The following is an 18,971-nucleotide window of genomic DNA, read 5'->3' on the forward strand; positions in this document are numbered from 1 at the left end:
CACCACGCAGGCTGGCGTGTGCGCTCAGCGCCAGCCCGGCGATTTCTTCAACACAAAGTTCATGACCGGTTCATCCGGCTTGCTGCCCTGCGCGGGACGGCGGATGCCGCGCAGCTCCTGGCCGCAGCCGCTGGGAGTCGCGTTGCCCTCCCACACGGCATCCATGTTCACGCCGTCGGCAGATTCGTCGAGGTTGAATTCACCGTGGGTGACGTCGCCCGACACCAGCGCGGCGCGATCGTTGCCTTGGCTGCTTCGCTTCAAGTTGCCGCGCACGCTGCCCGGATATTCGGGGTGGCGTTCGAAGAGCAGGGCACCTGTGGATGCAGGCGAGGATTCCTGACCGCCCAGCGGCCACAGCGTGAGCTGCCACAGGCCGTAGAGTTGCGCGGGAGCCATGTCGCCGGGTTGGTCGCAGGCGGAGGCAGGCTGTTGTGCAGGCGATGTCGTGCTGACGAATGGGACCATGCCGCATGCGAGCGCCATCAGCGCCAGGCGGCGTTTCATGGTGCGACGTCGGCCGCTTTCTGGGCAGCCTGTTCGGTGGCGCGTTGCGCGAATTCGGCGCGCAGCGCACGCAGCTTTTCGCGCGGATCTTCCTTCACGGTGTTCTGGTCCAGCGCCATTTCCTGGATGAAGCGGCTGGCCTGGCCGGGGATGCTTTCGCGGCCCTTCTTGCGGCGCTTGAGCCAGCTCACCGCCAGCGTGCGCTGCGCGCGCGTGATGCCCACGTACATGAGGCGACGCTCTTCCTGCAGCCGCTGCGCCATGCTTTCCGCAGCCGCATCGCTCTGGCCGGGTTCCTCATCCATCTTGAAAGGCAGCAGGCCTTCGTTCACGCCAACCAGCATCACATGCGGCCACTCCAGGCCTTTGGAGGCGTGCAGCGTGGAGAGTGTCACCACGTTCTGGTCCTGTTCGCGTTCGCTCAGGGTTGACAGCAATGCGATGGTCTGAACCACCTCCAGAAGGCTCTTGCGTTCGCTCTCCACCTGCAGTCCGGCATCGTCCTCGATCTTGCCGCCGCAGCGTGCGGCCATCCAGTCGCAGAAGTCCATCACGTTGGTCCACCGCGCGGCCGCCACCTTTTCGTTGTCCTCGCTGTCGTAGAGGTGCTTTTCGTAGTCGATGTCCTTGAGCCATTCGGTGAGGAAGGCGCGTGCCGCTTCGTGGCCCACGGTATGTCGTGCGCGGTATTCCAGGTCGTTCACCGCGCGGCCGAATTCATGCAGGGTGGCCACGGCGCGCGCGGGCAGTGCGGTGCCCAGCGAGTTGGCGAACAAGGCCTCGAACAGGCTGAGCTTGAACTTCGTCGCGAAATTGCCCAAGGCCTGCAGCGTGGTGTGGCCGATACCCCGCTTGGGGGTGGTGGCCGAGCGCAGGAAGGCGGGGTCGTCGTCGTTGTTGACCAGCAGGCGCAGCCAGGCGCAGAGGTCGCGGATTTCGGCACGGTCGAAGAAGCTCTGGCCACCCGAGACCTTGTAAGGGATGTTGGCCTTGCGCAGCGACTGTTCGAATGATCGCGCCATGTGGTTGGCGCGGTAGAGGATGGCAAAGTCGCGCCACTCCTTGTGCTGCGAGCTCGACCGCAGACTCTGGATGCGGGCCACCGCGCGTTCGGACTCGTGGTCCTCGTTGTCGGCGTCGACCACGCGCACTGGCTCGCCTTCACCGAGGTCGCTCCACAGCGTCTTGGGGAACAGCTTGGGGTTGGGTCCGATCACATTGTTGGCCGCGCGCAGGATGGCGCTGGTGGAGCGGTAGTTCTGCTCCAGCTTGATGACCTTGAGTTCGGGGAAGTCTTGCGGCAGGCGTTTGAGGTTGTCCAGCGTGGCGCCGCGCCAGCCGTAGATGGACTGGTCGTCGTCGCCCACGGCGGTGAAGCGGGCGCGCTCACCGACCAACAGTTTGAGCAGTTCGTACTGCGTGGCGTTGGTGTCCTGGTATTCGTCCACCAGAACATGGCCCATTTTCTTTTGCCAGCGTGTGCGCACGTCTTCGTGTTCGCTCAGCAACTTGAGCGGCAGGCTGATCAGATCGTCAAAGTCCACGCTCTGGTAAGCGGTGAGGCGCTCTTCGTAGCGCCCCATGATGGTGGCGGCCACGCGCTCGTTCTCGTCCTTGGCCTGGGCCAGCGCCTGCGCCGCGTTCAGGCCCGCGCTTTTCCAGGCGCTGATGGTCCATTGCCAGCCGCGCGCCGTGGCGGCGTCGGTGGTGCCGCCGCAGTCTTTCAGCAGGCTGGTGATGTCGTCGGTGTCGAGAATCGAGAATTGCTTCTTGAGGCCGAGCACCGCGCCGTCTTCGCGCAGCAGGCGCACGCCCAGGGCGTGAAAGGTGCAGATGAGAACCCGCCTGGCATCGCGCCCTACCAGCTGCCCCGCACGCTCGCGCATTTCGGCAGCGGCTTTGTTGGTGAAGGTGATGGCGGCGATGCGGTCGGCCGCAAGGCCGGCCTGGATGAGCCGGCCGATCTTGTGCGTGATCACCCGCGTCTTGCCCGAGCCGGCGCCTGCGAGCACCAGGCAAGGCCCGCCCAGGTGGTTCACGGCTTCAAGCTGGGCGAGGTTCAGTCCGTTGGACATGGAAGAGGAGACAAGGAGCGCTTCGGGGAAAGCGTTGAATCATACCGGGCGGGGCTTGTCGGCCGGGTGGGCCGCGGCCTGAGACAATCGCCCCCGTGCTGCAAATCCTGCTCGTCACCTTTCCCTTCTTCGCGCTCGTGCTCGCAGGCTTTGTGGCCGCGCGCAGGCGCATGCTCCCGCTGGAGGCGATTCCAGGGCTCAATGGCTTTGTGCTGTTCTTTGCCCTGCCTTGCATGCTGTACCGGTTTGGCTCGACCACGCCCATTGCCACCTTGCTCGATCCCTCGGTGATCGGCGTGTACCTGCTGTGCGCGCTGGTCATGGTGGCGTTCACCATTGCGATCACCATGAATGCACGCATCCGCTGGAACGACGCCTCGCTCGGCGCGCTCGTTGCGGCATTTCCCAACACCGGGTTCATGGGCGTGCCGCTGCTGGCCGCCTTGCTGGGCCCGCAGGCGGTGGGTATCGTGATCCTTACCATGCTGATCGACATGGTGGTCACCAGTTCGCTGTGCATCGCGCTCTCGCGCCTGGACGAGGGCGAGGGCCACGGCGGGCAGGCCATGATGGACGCGGGCCGCAAGGCTTTGCTGGGGGTTTTCAGCAATCCCATGCCCTGGTCGATCGTGCTGGGTGCGGTGGCTTCGGCTTATGCATTCACCCTGCCCAAGCCGGTGGAACAGACGGTGTGGCTGCTGGCCGATGCGGCCTCGCCGGTGGCGCTGTTCACCATCGGTGCGGTGCTGGCCCGTGCGCAGATGCAGTCCAACCACCCGATGCCGCTGGCCGACTACGTGCCGGTGGCGCTGATGAAGCTGTTGCTGCACCCGCTGCTGGTGCTGGCGCTGGGCACGGCGGCCATTCAGGTGGGTGTTCCGCTTTCGCCGGCTGCGCTGTCTGTGATGGTGCTGGCGGCCGCGCTGCCCAGCGCGAGCAATGTCTCTTTGCTGGCCGAGCGCTTTGGTGCGGACAATGGGCGCATCGCGCGCATCATCCTGGTCACCACGGCAGCGGCCTTCCTCACGTTCTCAGGTGCGGTCGCTCTCATGACCTGAGGTGCATGGTCCTCAGCGCTTGCCCTTCTCCAGGGTTTCTTCCTCGATCAGCAAGTAGGTGTTGTAGGCGTTCATGCGGTTGGCGGGGCCAAACATCGGCATGCCCTCGAACGCGCGCCAGTCGGTGCTGGCATAGGCTTCGTCGAAGGGCACGAATTCCTCGACCGCCTTGCCCATGCTCTGGCGCAGGTGCCGCAAATAGTCGCGCGTCATGCCGATGTCTTTCTTCGGATCGGTTGAGGCCGGGCCGTGGCCGGGCACGACGGCATGCGTGTCGTAGGCCAGCAAGCGATCCAGCGAGCGGATCCACTGGCTGCTGTTGGCCTTGCCCACGAAGGGCAGGCGCCCGTTGAAGAACAGGTCCCCGGCAAACAGCACCTTCTCCGAGGGCACGTAGACCGTGATGTCCTCCGGCGTGTGGGATGGGCCCACCCGGTCGAGTTCAAACACCATGCCGCCCACCTTGAGCGTGGTGGCGCTGTCGATCCAGGTGTCCGCCGCCACCAGTCGGGTCTGCTCATTGATCCACGGTGCCAGGTCGGTTCGCGAGGCTTCCAGGCGCAGCCTCGCGGTTTCCGACTGCATGTACTCCTGCGCCGCCCCGTGCGCGATCACCTGGGCGCCCTGCTGCTTGAAATGCTGCAGCCCATAGATGTGGTCGGCGTGGTAGTGGGTGAGGATGACGTGCGTCACGGGCCTGTCGGTCAGTTGCCGGATCGCCTGTGTCAGCCGCTCGGCCAACCGGGGCGAACCCAGCGCGTCCACCACCACCACGCCCGCCGGTGTGATCACGAAGCCGGCGTTGCTGATGAAGTTCTGGTTCTTTGTCGACCCGAGCTGCGTGAGTCCCTGCACGTAATAGCTGTGAGGCCCCACCTGTTCCACCTTCATGGGCGGCTCGGCGATGCCTTGCGCGAGCAGAGCCAGCGGAGCCAGAAGCATGGGTGCCAGCAGGGCGCGAATCAGGGTGGAACGCATGGTGTGTCTCCGTATGCGGTAAATGCAACTCATCGCTTATATCGCAGTTCACTTATGTTTAGCCTTTTTCCTACAGTTTTCCTGTCACCCTGCCGACATTCTGGTACGCGAGACCCATTGGCGCACGCCGCGCCATTTTCCGAAGCTGGAGATGTCCATGACAACGCCACCCTTGCCCCGCAATGAATCCAGACGGCTGGACGCCTTGCGCGAACTGCTGATTCTCGACACGCCGCCCGAAGAGCGCTTCGACCGCATTTCGGCCTTTGCCGCCAAGGAGTTCGATGTGCCGATGGCCCTGGTTTCGCTGGTGGACCGCGACCGCCTCTGGTCGAAATCGCAGTTCGGCTTCGAGGAGCGCGAGTCGCCCCGCGAAGAGTCTTTCTGCGGCCATGCCATCCACATGCCCGATGCGCTGGTGGTGCCCGATGCACTGAAGGATCCGCGCTTTTGCGACAACCCCATGGTGATCGACAAGCCCTACGTGCGCTTCTACGCGGGCTCCGTGCTGCGCCTGCCCTATGGCCAGGTGGTGGGCACCTTGTGCATCATGGACCGGCGCCCGCGTCAGTTCGATCGCCTGGACGTCGCCATCCTCGGAGGGCTGCGCGACATGGTGGTCGAGGAGATGTTCCGGCGCGAGGAGGCAACGTCATGAGCGGCGGCGACACGCGCCCACCGCTGGGGACACTGTTGCTCATCGAGCCCGACGGCCTGTTGCGCAGCACCGTGGCTTCGGTCTGCCGCGACATGCAACTGGTGCAGGTGCAGCAGGCCACCAGCGTGGCCATGGCCGAGCCGATGCTGAAATCCGGTCTGGCGGATGGCTTGCTGATCTCGCTGGCCGAGGGCGAATCGTCGCTTGCATGCCTGAGCCGATTGCGAGCCGGCGGTTTTGGCTGCGATGCCTCTCTGCCCGTGGCGGTGATGGCCCGCGAAGGCGATCCTGCCCTGATCAAGCAACTCAAGGCGCTGGAGGTGAGGCGCCTGCTGTTGCAGCCGTATCGGCTTCGCGACGTCATCCAGACTGTCGAGCAACTGTGGTCGGCGCGCGCAGGGGCCTGCGTCTGAAAAAGACCGCAAGCGCAGGCAGCTCGTCGGAGCGGCCTCATATTTCTGGCGAGCTTGCCGATGAACAGGTAGGGGCCGGTGTGACCGGCCTCAACCTGACTGTCATCCTGCCCGGAGTTCATCATGATTGCGGCGCCACTGCCCCACAACGAAGCCCAGCGGCTTCGCACCCTGCGCGAGTTGTTGATACTCGACACACCTCCCGAGGAGCGGTTTGACCGCATCTCGGCTTTTGCCGCAAAAGAATTCGACGTGCCGATGGCACTGGTGTCGCTGGTGGACCGTGACCGGCAGTGGTTCAAGTCCAACTTTGGACTGGAGGATCGCGAGACACCCCGGGACACCTCGTTCTGTGGTCACGCCATCCTCCAGCCCGATGCACTGGTGGTGCCCGACGCCCTGAAGGACCCGCGCTTTCGCGACAACCCCATGGTGCTTGGCAAGCCCTACATCCGCTTTTACGCCGGTGCGGTCTTGCGCCTGCCTTACGGGCATGTCGTCGGCACGCTGTGTGTGATGGATCGTCGACCCCGCCAGTTCGATCGTCTGGACGTGGCCATCCTTGGTGGCTTGCGCGACCTCGTGGTCGAAGAGCTCTTTCGTCGCGAGGAGGCGGTGTCGTGAGTGCGAACCGGCCTTCGGCTACCCGCAAGTTGCTGCTGATCGAGCCCGACGGACTCGTTCGCAGCACGGTGGCGTCGGTGTGTCGAGATTTGCAGCTGGCGCGCGTGCGCCAGATCACCAGCGTGGCGCTGGGCACGCAGTGGCTGAAATCGGGCAGACCCGACGGCGTTTTGATATCGCTGACCGAGGGCGACGCGTCGCTGGCGTTCCTCACCCGGTTGCGCGAAGGAGGCCTGCGCTGTGATCCTGCCATCCCCGTGGCTGCCATGGCGCGCGTGGCAGATGCGGCATTGGTGACACGGCTCAAGGAGCTGGATGTGCGCCGCTTCCTTTTGCAACCCTTCAAGTTGCGCGACGTGATCCACACCGTCGAACAGTTGTGGCCGGCGCAGGAGCTGGTGGGCGCCTGAATCCGAGGCTTCAGACGGTCAGTGGGTCCACGTCGACGGCGAAACGGATCAACCCCTTTGCTTCAGGCAGGCTGCGGCAGGCCAGCAGCGTGGGTTGCCACGCCGCCAGAAAGCGCTGCAAGGCGCCGCGTGAGGCCGACTCCACCAGCATTTGCGCGCGCTCCACGTTGGCCACGCGCTGGATGGTCAGAGGGACGGCGGGGTAAAGCGTCACGTCCGCAAAATGCGGCAGGCCTTGGGCAGCCTGGGCTGCGGCGTTGAGCCAGGCGTGCGCCGCTTGCTGGGTGCGGGCATCGGCTCGCAGCAGGGCCTGGTGGCCAAAGGGCGGCATGCCGGCGCTCTCGCGTTCGGCCAGCTGGGTGGCGGCGAAAGCGGGGAAGTCGTGCCGCCGCAGGGCGTCGAAGAGCGGATGCTGCGGGTACCAGGTCTGCACCCACATCTCGCTGCCGGTACCCTGGTCGCTCATGAATGCGGCATCGCGCCCGGCCCGCCCGCCCGCCTGCATGAGCAGCGCAAACAGACGTTCCGGTGCGCGGTAGTCGCTGGCGAACAGGCCCGAATCGGCGTTGATGCCCGCCACCAGGGTGATGCGCCGGAAATCGTGGCCTTTGGCGATCATCTGCGTGCCCACGAGCACGTCCACCTCGCCGCTGTGCATGGTCGCCAGTTGCGCTTCCAGGCTGCCCTTGTGGCGGGTGGAGTCCGCGTCCATGCGGCTCACCCGTGCGGGTCCACCGTCCGGGCGCGTCACGTCGGCCAGCAGGCCGGCCAGTTGTTCTTCCAGTTGCTCGGTGCCCTTGCCCACGGGCGCGATGTCGAGGTTGCCGCAGTCCGGGCAGGCGCGCGGCACGCGCTCGGTGAAGCCGCAGTGGTGGCAGCGCAGCGTGCGGTCGAGCTTGTGGAACACACGGTAGGCACTGCAATGGGGGCAGGCGCTTTTCCAGCCGCAATCGTGACAGGCCAGCACGGGTGCGTAGCCCCGCCGGTTCAGCAACACCAGGCATTGTTCGCCTCGCGCAATGCGTTCGGCCATCGCCGCCACCAGCGGTGGCGCCAGCACCGCGCCTTTGGGTTGGTGGTTCATGTCCACCAGGCGCAGGCGCGGCAACGCGCCCCCGCCAATGCGCCCCGGCATGGCCAGGCGCTGATAGCGTCCCTGTTCGGCCGCATGCCAGCTTTCGAGCGAGGGCGTGGCGGAACCCAGCACGACGCGGCAGCGCGCACCTTGCGGGGCCAGTGCCTCGCTCTCCACCTTCGCCCGATACACCGCCAGGTCCCGAGCCGAGTAGCGCGCACCTTCCTGGCTCTTGTAGCTCGGGTCGTGCTCTTCATCCACCACGATCAGGCGCAGGCCGGGCAGGCTGGCCAGCACCGCCATGCGCGTACCCAGCACGATGCGCGCCCGACCGGTGTGGGCCGCCAGCCAGCTGGCCAGCCGCTGCGCAGGCGTCATGCCGCTGTGCAGGCAGACCACGGCGCCGGCGCCAGACAGGGGCTCAAAGCGCTCGCGGAACCTTGCTTCGAGCTGAGGCGTGAGGTTGATCTCGGGCACCATCACCAGCACCTGGGCGTCGGCGTCCTCGGCCAGCGCGCGCTGCGTGGCCTGCAGGTAGACCTCGGTCTTGCCACTGCCGGTGGCACCGAACAACAGCACCGGAGCCTGTGCAACATGCAGAGCGGCCAGCGCTGCGCGCTGTTCTTCGCTCAGATCGTGGCCGTCCGGTTCGCCGGGCGTGGATGGCTGCGGCGTGCCTGCGCTGCGCTTGAGGCGGCGCGCCAGCTGCACGCTGCTCAGGTCGCGCAACTGCGGCGGCAACGCTGCCAGGGCCACTTCGCCCAGGCTGCGCTGGTAGTAGCGCGCCGCAAACTGCACCAGCTGGCGCCAACGGTCATTGAGCGGCGGCAGGCCGTCCAGCACACCCGCCACCTCGCGCGTGCGCGCCTCGCTCAGGCCGGGCGGTGCGCAGGCTGGACATTCCCACACCACACCCAGTACCTCACGCGCGCCCAGTGGCACCCGCACCATCGTGCCCGGCGCGAGCGACAACTCACTTCGGTAGCAGAGGCCTTCGGCCACGCCGCTGTGAGCCGGGGTTGCCACGACCACGTTGGGCCAGAAACTCATGGTTAGCGCGGGTTCCTCAGCTTTTGTGTCGGAATGCACGCTAAGTGCTTGATTTGAAAGTGCATCGGAACATATCCAGACTTTTTGTGGATAACTTTGTTGATAGATTGCTCCAGCGATGCCGGAAGCCTTGCAAATCAAGGGTTTGCTTAAATTGCCTTCAAAAAAAGCAGAAAACAAAAGCCTTATGAATCAACAACTTGCCAGGGATTGTGTCACGGAGATATCGTTTGGTACCGCTTCCCTGGCTATGGCGCACCGCAGCACAAGTTTTGTGCATAAGTGAGCCTTGTCAAGTGCCTTTTTCGCTGATTTTTGTGTTAAGCCCGAGCCCTGGCCGCTCGGGAATCCCGATTTCCAGGCAGGCTTTTCGGCTCCAGGGCGGTGTGGCACCGCAAGAACACAGGCCGGTGAAGCTTCAGAAATCGCAGCGCCTCAGCCTGCGGTCCGCAGCCGGCGGGAGTGCCGGTGCACCGCCTCCACCAGCACCGACACGTGCTCTGGCGGGGTGAACTGGCTGATGCCGTGGCCGAGGTTGAAGATGTGCGTGGCGCCCTGGCCAGGGCCTTGGTGGGGCCGACCGAAGCTCTCCAGCACCGCCGCCACCTCGGCGTCGATGCGTTCGGGTGGCGCAAACAGCACGTTGGGATCGATGTTGCCTTGCAACGCCTTGCCCTGCGGCCCTTCGCCCACCTGCGCGCGCGCACGACCCAGGTTGACGGTCCAGTCCAGGCCCAGTGCCTCGCAATCCAGATCCCTCATGTCGTCGAGCCACAGACCGCCACCCTTGGTGAACACGATGCGCGGAATGGTCGCGCCGTCGTGTTCGCGGTGCAGCTGGGCCAGCACGCGGCGGGTGTAGGCCAGGCTGAAGTCCTGAAACTTGCCATCCGCCAGCACGCCACCCCAGCTGTCGAACACCATCACCGCCTGCGCGCCGGCCTCGATCTGTGCGTTCAGGTACGCGGCCACGGCGTCGGCGTTGATGGCCAGGATGCGGTGCATCAGGTCGGGCCGGCTGTACATCAGCGACTTCACGGCGCGGTAGTCGTCCGATCCCCCGCCTTCGACCATGTAGCACGCCAGCGTCCAGGGGCTGCCCGAAAAACCGATCAGGGGCACGCGGCCGTTCAGCGCCTTGCGGATCGAGGTGACCGCATCGAACACGTAGCGCAGCTTGCCCATGTCGGGCACCGCCAGCGTGGCCACATCGGCCTCGGTGCGCACCGTCTTCGCGAACTTTGGTCCTTCGCCCAGGGCGAAGGACAGGCCCAGGCCCATGGCATCGGGCACGGTGAGGATGTCGCTGAACAGGATCGCCGCATCCAGCGCATAGCGTTCCAGCGGCTGCAACGTCACCTCGGTGGCGTAGTCCACATTCGTTGCCAGCCCCATGAAGCTGCCCGCTCTGGCGCGCGTGGCGCAGTATTCCGGCAGGTAGCGCCCGGCCTGGCGCATCAGCCACACCGGCGTGTGGTCTGTGGCCTGACGCAGGCAGGCGCGGAGGAAGGTGTCGTTCTGGAGCGGAGCGAAGGGCATGGGCGGAGTGGGAAGTGGCAGGGCTGGAGGCAGAGGTTAACCGAGGCACCGCAGCGCGACCCCGCGGAGCACGCAGCTAGGCTGCGCCGTTCTTGTACTTGATGCTGCAACCGTAGGCCTGGCTCGTGGCCACGCTCACCGGCTTGCCGGTGCGCAGTTCGGTCAGCGCCTGGCGCACGTAGTTGGTGGCTTTCTGGATGTCGTCGACCCGCGCGGAGGGAATGCTGTCGATGCCGCCCGCATACACCAGCGTGCCCCGCGCATTGACGATGTACATGTGAGGCGTGACGCGCGCCGAATAGGCCGCCCCGACTTGGCCGTCTTCGTCCATCAGTGTGGCCGTGGGGCTGGCCTTCTGCTCGGCCATCCAGCGGCCGAGCTGTGGCGGCGTCAGGTAGTCGGCGCTGTCGTCTCGCGTGGAATTGATGGCCAGCCACACCACGCCCTGGCCGGTGGCTTCCTTCTGCAGGGCCTGCATGTTGCCCTGGTAGTGCTTGCGCACGAAAGGGCAGCCCGGGTTGTTCCATTCCAGCACCACGGTCTTGCCCTTGAAGTCGGAGAGCCTGACCGACTTGCCGGCGGTGTCCGTCAGGGTGAAGTCGGGCGCGGCCTGGCCCACGCCGCCCGCCGCAAAAGCGGGGGTGACCAGCAGCGTGCCAAACGGCGAAAAGGCAGCGAGGGCGAGCAGGGGACGGCGTTGCATGGTGGCGCTCCTGAAAAAAAGGACGATGGAAACAGGCGGCGCTAGAACCGGGCCAGCGCCGCGCGGACCTCCTCGACAGTCAGCACTTCGGACAGGACTTGCGTGGCCTGTCCGTTCTTGTAGATCGCGTACACCGGCACGCCGTTGCGGCCGAGCCCGGCCAGAGCGGCCGTCACATCCGGGTCGCGGCGTGTCCAGTCGGCCCGCAGCAGCGCCACGTTCTTGCCCGCCATGTCGCCGAGCAGGCTGGCATCGGCCAGCGTGGTTCGCTTGTTGTACTGGCAGGTCACGCACCAGGCGGCGGTGAAGTCGACGAACACCGGGCGACCCTGCGCGACCAGCGCGGCCTGAGTCTGCGGACTCCAGGGCTGCCAGTTCACACCGGCCACCGCAGTGGCCACGGGCTGGCCGGGCAGGGTGTCCTGAAGGCGCGTGATGTTCGGGCCAATGGCCCAGCCCAGCCATGCCAGGCCGGCCAGCGAGAGGCTGACCATGGCGGGGCGTCCCTTGCCGCGCAGGCCGAGCGCCCAGACCACCAGCGCCAGCACCACCAGCAACATGAGCAGCGTGGCCGCACCGTCGATGCCGCTTTGCTGCCCCAGCACCCAGAGCAGCCAGACCACCGTGGCGAACATCGGAAAAGCCATGAGGTGGCGGAAGGTGTTCATCCAGGGTCCAGGGCGCGGCAGCGCACGCGCCACCGCCGGCACCCAGCTGGCGGCCAGGTAGGGCAGGGACATGCCCAGGCCGAGCACGGCAAACACCGCCAGGGCCTGTGTCGCCGGCAGGCCAACGGCCAGGCCAAGTGAGGCGCCCATGAATGGCGCGGTGCAAGGCGAAGCGATGGCGCTGGCCAGCACGCCGGTAAGAAAGGCGTCCACGGTGGGGCTCTTCGCCTGCAGGCTGGCCACCCGGCTGGGCAGCACTTGGCCGAACTCGAACAGGCCAGCCAGGTTCAAGCCGATCAGCGTGAACAGCGCCGCGAGCGTGGCCACCACGGCGGGGCTTTGAAGCTGGAAACCCCAGCCGAGTTGCTCGCCGGCAGCGCGCAACACCAGCAAAATCGCGCCCAGCGCGGCGAACGAAAGCACCACGCCGGCGGTGTAGGCCACACCATGGGCGCGGTGCGCGCGACGGTCGTTGGCGTGCCTGGCGAAGGCCATCACCTTGATCGCCAACACCGGGAACACGCAGGGCATCAGGTTGAGGATCAGGCCGCCGAGCAGGGCGCCCAGCAGTGCCGCACCCAGCGTGAGCGAGGTCGCGCCGCTCACCGACGCCTTCGCTTGCGCGACGTTGGCGTCAAGCGCCGCTTGCAGTGCGTCTGGCACCGCCACCGGCAGCGGCGCTGCCGCCGGCCATGCGCCTTGCACAGGCACCTCCATGCGCACGCCGGGCGCACCAGGCCCCTGGCCTGGCGCATTTGCTTCGGCCACCACCAGGGCCAGCGTCGCCGGGCCTTCGCTGCGGTGCGGCGAGAGCGGCACCTCAGCGGTCCAGCGCTCGCCTTCCCAGGCTTGTTTCCAGGCAGCGCCAGGCTCGATCAGGCCCGTGGATTCAGGGAAGAACTCCAGCGGCTGGCCGCGCCAGGCCACCGGCAGGCCGGCGAGCGACACCTTCAGGGCGTCAGGTGTGGGTTCGACACGGCTGCCCGTCGCGGGCTGGTCCTTGGGCGCGGCCTTGAAGCTGGCCTCGAACGCGGCGCCGTGACCGCCCGTGGAGCCCCGCACCGGAATGCGCAGCGTGAAGTTGCCCTCCTCGGGGATGCACTCCTTGCGGCAGACGAGCCAGGCCGCGTAGAGCTTGACGTCGATGTGTTCACCGGCGAAATCGGGTGCGACGGTGAGGGGCACCGGCAGCACGACCGTGCCGTCGTAGCCATAGTTCGCGAGGTTGCCAATGGGGAACTTGCGTGGCGTGGGCCAGGCGATGGGTCCGGCGCTCACGCCAGGCGGCAGGGTCCACTGCAATTCGGTGGGAAGGCCGGAGTCGCCCGAGTTCTTCCAGTAGGTGTGCCACTCCGGCGCGTGGGTGAGCTGCAGCCCCACCCAGAACGGCTTGCCCGGCCCGGCGCCATCAGGCGCGTGGGCCATCAGTTCGGCACGCGCCTGTTCGCTCTGCACCACGGTGGTGGCCGGTTTTTCGGCCAGCACACCCTGCGCCAGCGCCGAAAGGGGCAGCAACGCCAGCAAAAGTGCAACGCGCAGGCGGGCGCAGGAGACGGGAAACAGCGAAGTCGCGGACATGAATGGGTGGGGTGGGTGAAGTGGGCCGGGCGCCAGGGACTGGCGTGCAGCGGTAGGAGGGGCCTTTGGCGCCCAAGTTCCTGCATGGCCCGACCCTGGAAATATAAGTCAACGCTGTTGGTTTGTCAGACCCCGCTGACTTCACAAGGTTTTCTGGTTTCGGTACAAACCATCTGGGGGATGGGACGACTGGCTTGGAGGTTGATGCATGGGATCGATCGTTGAGCGCGCTCTGCTGCCATGGGCGCAAAGAATGAAGTCGCGGGTGAACCTGCCGGTTCGCCTGAGTTGGGGCGAGCGAGGCACCTCGTCCATTGAACTGGGTGAGTTCCAGCAACCCAGCGTCGAGATTCGGGTGCGCGACGCTTCCGCGCTGCCGCTGCTGATTGACCCGGGCCTGGACACCTTGGGGCAGGCCTATGTGGAAGGCCTGATCGACGTGGAAGGATCTCTGCCGGACATCCTGGCCGTCGCGCACCGGCTGGCAGAGCACGCGCAGCCAGAGGGGGGCCTGCTTGGCCGCCTGCGCCGACGCTTCAGCCACACGCGCGAGAGCGACAGCGAGGCCATTCAATACCACTACGACGTGTCCAACGAGTTCTATGCGCAGTGGCTCGATGAACGCATGGTCTATTCGTGCGGCTATTTCGAAACCGGCGAAGAAACGCTGGCCGAGGCACAGGTCCGCAAGATCGACCACATCCTGACCAAGATTCGCCTGCAACCTGGTCAGCGCCTGCTCGACATCGGCTGCGGCTGGGGCGCGCTGGTGCTGCGAGCAGCGCAGAAGTACGGCGCACAGTGCGTGGGCGTCACGCTGTCGAAGAACCAGTACGAACTGGCGCGCAAGCGCGTGCGCGAGGCAGGGCTTGAAGACCACATTGACGTCCGCCTGCAGGACTACCGCGACGTGAAGGACGGCCCGTTCGACCGCATCACCAGCGTGGGCATGTTCGAGCACGTGGGGCTGAACCACCTGGCGGCGTACTTTGGCCACATCCGCAAACTGCTCAAGCCTGAAGGCTGGGCCATGAACCATGGCATCACCAGCACCGACGCCTACGACGGCGAGACCCGGCATGGCGGTGGCAGCTTCATTGATCGCTACGTGTTCCCGCAAGGCGAACTGCCGCACCTCAGTACTGTGCTGCGCACGCTGCAGGAGGGTGGTCTGGAAGCTTTCGACATCGAGAACCTGCGCCGCCACTACATGCGCACCACCCAGCTCTGGAGCGACGCTTTCGAGGCGCGCAGCGAGCAGATCAAGCCACTGGTGGATGAGAAGCGCTGGCGCATCTGGCGCGTCTACCTGGCCGGTTGCGCCTGGGCTTTCGAGCACGACGAGGTGTCGATCTACCAGGTCCTTTGCCGGCCTGGCGGGGAGAGCGCTTCAGGGTTGCCGTGGTCGCGCGGCTGGATCTATGCCCGCTGACAGCTACCCCGTGGCATCGAATGCCTGCAGCCAGACGTTCTCGTGGAAGAGATCCCGCGTCATGGCAGGCTCCCGCGACCCGGCCTTAAGATGCGCACATGCCCACCGCCGCCCGTTTCTGGTCTGATCTCACCACCGCCGATTTCGCCTCGCTGGACACGGCCCGTGCCATTGCCGTGTTGCCGGTGGCGGCCACCGAGCAGCATGGGCCGCACCTGCCGCTTTCGGTGGACACCGATATCGTCAACGGCGTCGTGCAGGCCTCGCTCCCCCACATTCCGGTCCCTCTGCCGGTGCTGTTCCTGCCCACGCAAGCCGTCGGCTTCAGCCCCGAGCACACGCGTTTTCCTGGCACGCTCACGCTCAAGGCCGACACGCTGATGCGCATCTGGACCGAACTCGGCGAGTGCGTGGCCGCAAGCGGCGTGAAGAAGCTGGTGCTCTTCAATGCGCATGGCGGTCAAGTGGGTGCCCTGGATCTCGTGGCACGCGACCTGCGCGCGCGACTGGGCATGCTGGTCTACAGCCTGAGCTGGTTCAACCTGCCCCTGATCGACGAACAAGGGCAGGACCTGGCCGAGCTGTTCAGTCCCGAGGAACACCGTTTTGGCATCCATGCTGGCGAGATCGAAACCTCGCTCATGCTCGCGCTGGCGCCGCAGCGTGTGCGCATGGCGCAGGCTGAATACTTCCGTTCCAGCTCACAGGAACGTGCGCCAGACTTTCCCATACTGGGCAACGGCAAGACCGCCAAGCTCGGCTGGCAGATGCAGGACTACAACGCCAATGGAGCGGTAGGCAACGCGGGTGCCGCCTCGGCCGACAAGGGCCGCGCCGTGGTGGACGCGGCAGGTCGCTCGCTGGCACGACTCTTGTCCGAGATTGACCAGTTGCCCGCTGACACCCTCAGCGAACGCACGGCCTACCAGGCCGCTGACTGAACGCAAGCGATCTGGTGCAGGGCCGCCCCAAATCGCTCCCTAGGCATAGGTGATCCAGCCGTCGAACTCCTTTGAGTTCAAGTGCGGCAATGTGTTGTAGCTCAACAGCGTGTGCCGCTTTGGATTGAACTGGAATTCGGTCACCGCGCTGTTGCGGATGCGCAGGTTCAATTCAATCGTGGCCTCCGGGCTCATCCCCAGCACGCGGCCCACCGCGGTGGAGATCGGGCCGCCGCTGGAGACCAGCAGCACGTTCTGGCCATGGTGGCGGGCGCGCACGTGGTCGAGTGCACTGGTCACCCCGTTCACAAACTCGTTGTAGCTGGGCATGCCGCGCGGACTCACCGTGCCGGCCATCCACTGTGTCAGCCCATCGCGCAGCAGGCGAAAGTGGTGGCGGTACAACTCAGGCGCGGCCTCGGCAGATCGCGCTTTCTCCAGCGGGTGAGGATGAATGGCGTGGATCACGGCCTCGCTGTCGTATTCGTTGAGGCCTGGCCACGCCAGTGCTTGCTGGTCAAAGCCCGCGCCCTCGGCGATGCCCGCCCAGGTCTGGTGTTGGCGCCGCAGCGTGCCGGTGATGACGGCGTCGAACGCCAGGCCGCGCTCTGCCCAATGCCGGCCCAGTTGAACGCTCTGTCGGTGTCCCAGCTCGCTGAGTTGGTCGTAGTCGTCGGCGCCAAACGAGGCCTGGCCGTGGCGCACGAGGTAGAGCGTTCCCATGGCGGACATTCTGAGACCGCAGGATGGACCCGATTTGTCCCGGCAGCGACTGTGCGGCCTGCGCGAGTCGCACAAGTGTCTGCAGGTGCACGGGGTTGCGCGGACTTGCGGTTGTTTTGGCCCCCTATTCGGAGCTTCTCGCCCGCAGGCGCGTGCTTCAATGCCCGTTCATGTTTGCTTTACCTCCCCATGTTGTTTGACATGCCGACCCTGCTGGCCCTTCGGGTCGGCATCGACGTGCTCATCGCGTTGGCCTTCTGGGGCCAGATGCGTCGCTACCCCAGCATCGGAGGACCCGGTTGGTGGGCGGTGTCGGCGCTGGTGGCGATTGTGGGTTCGGTGGGCCTGTCCATGCGGGGCTTCGCGCCAGAGCTCTTCTCGGTTGGCGTGGCCAATGCGGTGCTGACCATCGGTCCGCTGCTGGCCTGGATGGGCCTGCGCAGCTACCTGGGCTTTTCCTGCCCGCGTGTCCTGGCGACGGTGGCTTCACTGGCTGTGCTGGCCGCGCAAATTGCGTTCCTTGTGGTGTGGGACCTGCCGGCGATGAGGCAACTGATCTTCGTGGCGAGCACGGCGGCCATCATTCTGCTCGCGTTGCGCGACATGAACCAGGCCGATCCGCAACGCCGGGTGCCCGAGCTGCAGGCGCTCAAGCTGCTGACCGTGGTCGAGATCACAGTGCTGTTGAGCTTCGGGGTGGCGGTGCCACTGGGCAGCGTGTCGCTGGAGACCGCGGCGCCCGTGACACTCTTCTTCTTCATCCTGGCACGCTTGCTGCGCGTGGTGCTTTACGGCGCGTTGCTCTCGTACCGCCTGCGTCAGGAAGGGGACCGCGCCAGGCAAGGCTTGCTGGCCCGCGAGGCCGATTCGCGCGCGCTCATCGACAACCTCAGCGCGGGTGTGTTGGTGTTTCGTCCCGATCACACGCTGGCCACCATCAACAACGCCGCCCGTTGCTTCCTGGGCTGGAGCGAGGGTGGTTCCAACACCACGTTGTACGAGCCCAACGCCGCCAACTGGAACCTGCTGCGTGAAGACGGCCAGCCCATGCGTCGCCACGACCTGCCGTTCGAGCGCGTGCTGGCCACAGGCCAACCGGTACACAGCGTGATCGTTGGCGTGCCGGTGGGTCAGGCCGAGGAAGTGCGCTGGGCGCTGTGCAACGCCTACCCGGAAAACAGCCCGCAGGGTGCGTTGCGCCACGTGGTGCTCACCTTCATCGACGTCACCTCGCTGCGCGAAGTGCAGGCGCAGCAGAAGCGCTTGCAGAACCAGCTCGCCCAGTCGCAGAAGATGGAGGCATTGGGCACCCTGGCGGGCGGGGTGGCACACGACTTCAACAACATCCTGGCCGCCATCCTGGGCAACGCCGACCTGGCGCGCCAGGATCTCACGCCAGAAGCGCCTGCCCGCGAGAGCCTGCACGAGATCAGCACGGCGGCACGGCGCGGGCGGGAACTGGTGCGCCAGATCCTGGCGTTCAGCCGCCAGCAACCAGCCGAGCGCACGGTGGTGAACATGGGCGACATCGTCGCCGAATCCTGCGCGTTGCTGCGCGCAGCCATGCCCCCACATGCGCAACTGCTGCACGACTGCCATCCGCAAACGCCCGCCATCCTCGGCGATTCGACCCAGCTGGGCCAGGTGCTGATCAACCTCGGCACCAACGCAGTGCATGCATTGCAGGGTCAGGCCGGCCGAGTGGAGTGCCATGTCGACCGAATTCCCCGGGGTGACCCTCGCCTGCCGGCAGACGTTGCCAAGACCTGCGACGAGGCTGGCGCCGACGCGTTGCGCGTGCGGGTGAGCGACACCGGCTGCGGCATGAGCGAGGCGGTGAGCAGCCGCATCTTCGAACCCTTCTTCACCACCAAGGCGGTCGGCAAGGGAACGGGTCTGGGCCTGCCGGTGGTGCTGGGGATCGTGCAGGTGCATGGCGGCGGCATCGAGGTGCAGAGCCAGCCAGGGCAAGGCACCACCTTCACCCTGTATTTCCCCGGTGCACCAGCAGAAACCTTGCACAAGTGTGCAGTGGCCGATGCAACAAAGGTCACCGATGCCGTCACAATGGTCGCTATCCCGCCTGAGCGGGGCGACCCCGCTGCAACGGAGACCCTTCCCATGGCCGACGCAACGCCGGATCCGGCACCGCACGTTCTTTACCTCGACGACGACGACACGCTGGTGTTTCTGGTGCGCCGCCTGCTGGAGCGCCGGGGCTATCGCGTGACGGCTTTCACCGAACAGCGCCAGGCGATCGAGGCGGTGCGAGCCGATCCCCAGGGTTTTCAGTTGCTTCTCACCGACTTCAACATGCCCGGCATGTCCGGCCTGGACGTGGCGCGTGCCGTGCTGGCGCTCAGTCCCTCGCTGCCGGTGGCGGTGGCTTCAGGCTACATCACCGATGAACTGCAGGCCGAGGCACGCGCCGCCGGTGTGCGCGAAGTGGTGTTCAAGACCGATGCGGTCGAGGCTTTCTGCGAGATCGTGGCGAGGCTCGTTCAGCGCTGAAGGGCAATTGCCCCCCACGCTCCACCCC

General features: G+C 66.0%; 16 protein-coding genes. 8 read left to right on the forward strand and 8 right to left on the reverse strand.

The window, feature by feature from the left end; genetic code table 11:
* Window positions 1-24: 24 nt before the first annotated feature.
* Both AB7F11_RS19140 and AB7F11_RS19145 read right to left on the reverse strand, forming a co-directional pair.
* Complete coding sequence (locus AB7F11_RS19140; RefSeq protein ID WP_428290653.1) at window positions 25-507, reverse strand: hypothetical protein; 483 nt, start codon at window positions 505-507, stop codon at window positions 25-27.
* Complete coding sequence (locus AB7F11_RS19145; protein WP_428290654.1) at window positions 504-2,582, reverse strand: ATP-dependent helicase; 2,079 nt, start codon at window positions 2,580-2,582, stop codon at window positions 504-506. Before AB7F11_RS19145 ends, AB7F11_RS19140 begins: the two co-directional genes overlap by 4 nt.
* 95 nt (window positions 2,583-2,677) lie before the next feature.
* Between AB7F11_RS19145 and AB7F11_RS19150 the strand changes: the two genes are divergently transcribed.
* Complete coding sequence (locus tag AB7F11_RS19150) at window positions 2,678-3,640, forward strand: AEC family transporter (RefSeq protein ID WP_428290655.1); 963 nt, start codon at window positions 2,678-2,680, stop codon at window positions 3,638-3,640.
* A gap of 12 nt (window positions 3,641-3,652) precedes the next feature.
* On the opposite strand, the gene AB7F11_RS19155 is transcribed toward AB7F11_RS19150, so the two are convergent.
* Window positions 3,653-4,618: an MBL fold metallo-hydrolase gene (locus tag AB7F11_RS19155; protein WP_428290656.1), complete on the reverse strand. Its 966-nt coding sequence runs from the start codon at window positions 4,616-4,618 to the stop codon at window positions 3,653-3,655.
* A 157-nt stretch (window positions 4,619-4,775) separates the two neighbouring features.
* Between AB7F11_RS19155 and AB7F11_RS19160 the strand changes: the two genes are divergently transcribed.
* From AB7F11_RS19160 to AB7F11_RS19175, 4 genes are all read left to right on the forward strand, one after another.
* On the forward strand, window positions 4,776-5,276 hold the full coding sequence (locus AB7F11_RS19160; protein ID WP_428290657.1) for a GAF domain-containing protein: 501 nt from the start codon (window positions 4,776-4,778) through the stop codon (window positions 5,274-5,276).
* On the forward strand, window positions 5,273-5,689 hold the full coding sequence (locus AB7F11_RS19165; protein ID WP_428290658.1) for a hypothetical protein: 417 nt from the start codon (window positions 5,273-5,275) through the stop codon (window positions 5,687-5,689). Before AB7F11_RS19160 ends, AB7F11_RS19165 begins: the two co-directional genes overlap by 4 nt.
* A gap of 123 nt (window positions 5,690-5,812) precedes the next feature.
* Entirely contained in the window at window positions 5,813-6,313 is a 501-nt protein-coding gene (locus AB7F11_RS19170) for a GAF domain-containing protein (protein ID WP_428290659.1), read from the forward strand.
* Window positions 6,310-6,723 carry a hypothetical protein gene (locus tag AB7F11_RS19175; RefSeq protein WP_428290660.1) on the forward strand — a complete coding sequence of 138 codons (414 nt, stop codon included), beginning with the start codon at window positions 6,310-6,312 and terminating at the stop codon, window positions 6,721-6,723. The genes AB7F11_RS19170 and AB7F11_RS19175 overlap by 4 nt, the downstream gene beginning before the upstream one ends.
* 10 nt (window positions 6,724-6,733) lie before the next feature.
* Here the strand turns inward: AB7F11_RS19175 and priA are convergent, their stop codons facing one another.
* The 4 genes from priA to AB7F11_RS19195 form a co-directional block, all read right to left on the reverse strand.
* Window positions 6,734-8,848 carry a replication restart helicase PriA gene (gene priA, locus AB7F11_RS19180; RefSeq protein ID WP_428290661.1) on the reverse strand — a complete coding sequence of 705 codons (2,115 nt, stop codon included), beginning with the start codon at window positions 8,846-8,848 and terminating at the stop codon, window positions 6,734-6,736.
* 435 nt (window positions 8,849-9,283) lie between these two features.
* On the reverse strand, window positions 9,284-10,387 hold the full coding sequence (gene hemE / locus AB7F11_RS19185; protein WP_428290662.1) for a uroporphyrinogen decarboxylase: 1,104 nt from the start codon (window positions 10,385-10,387) through the stop codon (window positions 9,284-9,286).
* Between the two features lie 76 nt (window positions 10,388-10,463).
* A complete protein-coding gene (locus AB7F11_RS19190; RefSeq protein ID WP_428290663.1) occupies window positions 10,464-11,090 on the reverse strand; it encodes a thioredoxin family protein in 627 nt (208 codons plus the stop codon).
* 41 nt (window positions 11,091-11,131) lie between these two features.
* Window positions 11,132-13,336, reverse strand: coding sequence for a protein-disulfide reductase DsbD family protein (locus tag AB7F11_RS19195; RefSeq protein WP_428290664.1), 2,205 nt, complete (start codon window positions 13,334-13,336; stop codon window positions 11,132-11,134).
* Window positions 13,337-13,544: 208 nt separating this feature from the next.
* On the opposite strand from AB7F11_RS19195, the gene AB7F11_RS19200 reads away from it, so the two are divergent.
* Together AB7F11_RS19200 and AB7F11_RS19205 are read left to right on the forward strand one after the other, a co-directional pair.
* Window positions 13,545-14,768 (forward strand): class I SAM-dependent methyltransferase, encoded by a 1,224-nt coding sequence (locus AB7F11_RS19200; RefSeq protein WP_428290665.1) that lies wholly within the window; start codon window positions 13,545-13,547, stop codon window positions 14,766-14,768.
* Between the two features lie 98 nt (window positions 14,769-14,866).
* Window positions 14,867-15,709 carry a creatininase family protein gene (locus tag AB7F11_RS19205; RefSeq protein ID WP_428290666.1) on the forward strand — a complete coding sequence of 281 codons (843 nt, stop codon included), beginning with the start codon at window positions 14,867-14,869 and terminating at the stop codon, window positions 15,707-15,709.
* A gap of 39 nt (window positions 15,710-15,748) precedes the next feature.
* Here the strand turns inward: AB7F11_RS19205 and AB7F11_RS19210 are convergent, their stop codons facing one another.
* Window positions 15,749-16,432: a histidine phosphatase family protein gene (locus tag AB7F11_RS19210; RefSeq protein WP_428290679.1), complete on the reverse strand. Its 684-nt coding sequence runs from the start codon at window positions 16,430-16,432 to the stop codon at window positions 15,749-15,751.
* A 201-nt stretch (window positions 16,433-16,633) separates the two neighbouring features.
* Between AB7F11_RS19210 and AB7F11_RS19215 the strand changes: the two genes are divergently transcribed.
* Complete coding sequence (locus AB7F11_RS19215; protein ID WP_428290667.1) at window positions 16,634-18,943, forward strand: hybrid sensor histidine kinase/response regulator; 2,310 nt, start codon at window positions 16,634-16,636, stop codon at window positions 18,941-18,943.
* Window positions 18,944-18,971 lie beyond the last annotated feature (28 nt).

The organism is Hydrogenophaga sp., from assembly GCF_050250835.1.
Classification (GTDB): Bacteria; Pseudomonadota; Gammaproteobacteria; order Burkholderiales; family Burkholderiaceae_C; genus Hydrogenophaga.

Bases quoted from the DNA above. Each gene is read 5' to 3' on its own strand.
- AB7F11_RS19140 (WP_428290653.1), bottom strand. From the start codon at position 507: ATGAAACGCCGCCTGGCGCTGATGGCGCTCGCATGCGGCATGGTCCCA.
- hemE (WP_428290662.1), bottom strand. From the start codon at position 10,387: ATGCCCTTCGCTCCGCTCCAGAACGACACCTTCCTCCGCGCCTGCCTG.
- AB7F11_RS19155 (WP_428290656.1), bottom strand. From the start codon at position 4,618: ATGCGTTCCACCCTGATTCGCGCCCTGCTGGCACCCATGCTTCTGGCT.
- AB7F11_RS19210 (WP_428290679.1), bottom strand. From the start codon at position 16,432: ATGGGAACGCTCTACCTCGTGCGCCACGGCCAGGCCTCGTTTGGCGCC.
- priA (WP_428290661.1), bottom strand. From the start codon at position 8,848: ATGAGTTTCTGGCCCAACGTGGTCGTGGCAACCCCGGCTCACAGCGGC.
- AB7F11_RS19205 (WP_428290666.1), top strand. From the start codon at position 14,867: ATGCCCACCGCCGCCCGTTTCTGGTCTGATCTCACCACCGCCGATTTC.
- AB7F11_RS19160 (WP_428290657.1), top strand. From the start codon at position 4,776: ATGACAACGCCACCCTTGCCCCGCAATGAATCCAGACGGCTGGACGCC.
- AB7F11_RS19200 (WP_428290665.1), top strand. From the start codon at position 13,545: ATGGGATCGATCGTTGAGCGCGCTCTGCTGCCATGGGCGCAAAGAATG.
- AB7F11_RS19165 (WP_428290658.1), top strand. From the start codon at position 5,273: ATGAGCGGCGGCGACACGCGCCCACCGCTGGGGACACTGTTGCTCATC.
- AB7F11_RS19145 (WP_428290654.1), bottom strand. From the start codon at position 2,582: ATGTCCAACGGACTGAACCTCGCCCAGCTTGAAGCCGTGAACCACCTG.
- AB7F11_RS19170 (WP_428290659.1), top strand. From the start codon at position 5,813: ATGATTGCGGCGCCACTGCCCCACAACGAAGCCCAGCGGCTTCGCACC.
- AB7F11_RS19190 (WP_428290663.1), bottom strand. From the start codon at position 11,090: ATGCAACGCCGTCCCCTGCTCGCCCTCGCTGCCTTTTCGCCGTTTGGC.
- AB7F11_RS19195 (WP_428290664.1), bottom strand. From the start codon at position 13,336: ATGTCCGCGACTTCGCTGTTTCCCGTCTCCTGCGCCCGCCTGCGCGTT.
- AB7F11_RS19215 (WP_428290667.1), top strand. From the start codon at position 16,634: ATGCCGACCCTGCTGGCCCTTCGGGTCGGCATCGACGTGCTCATCGCG.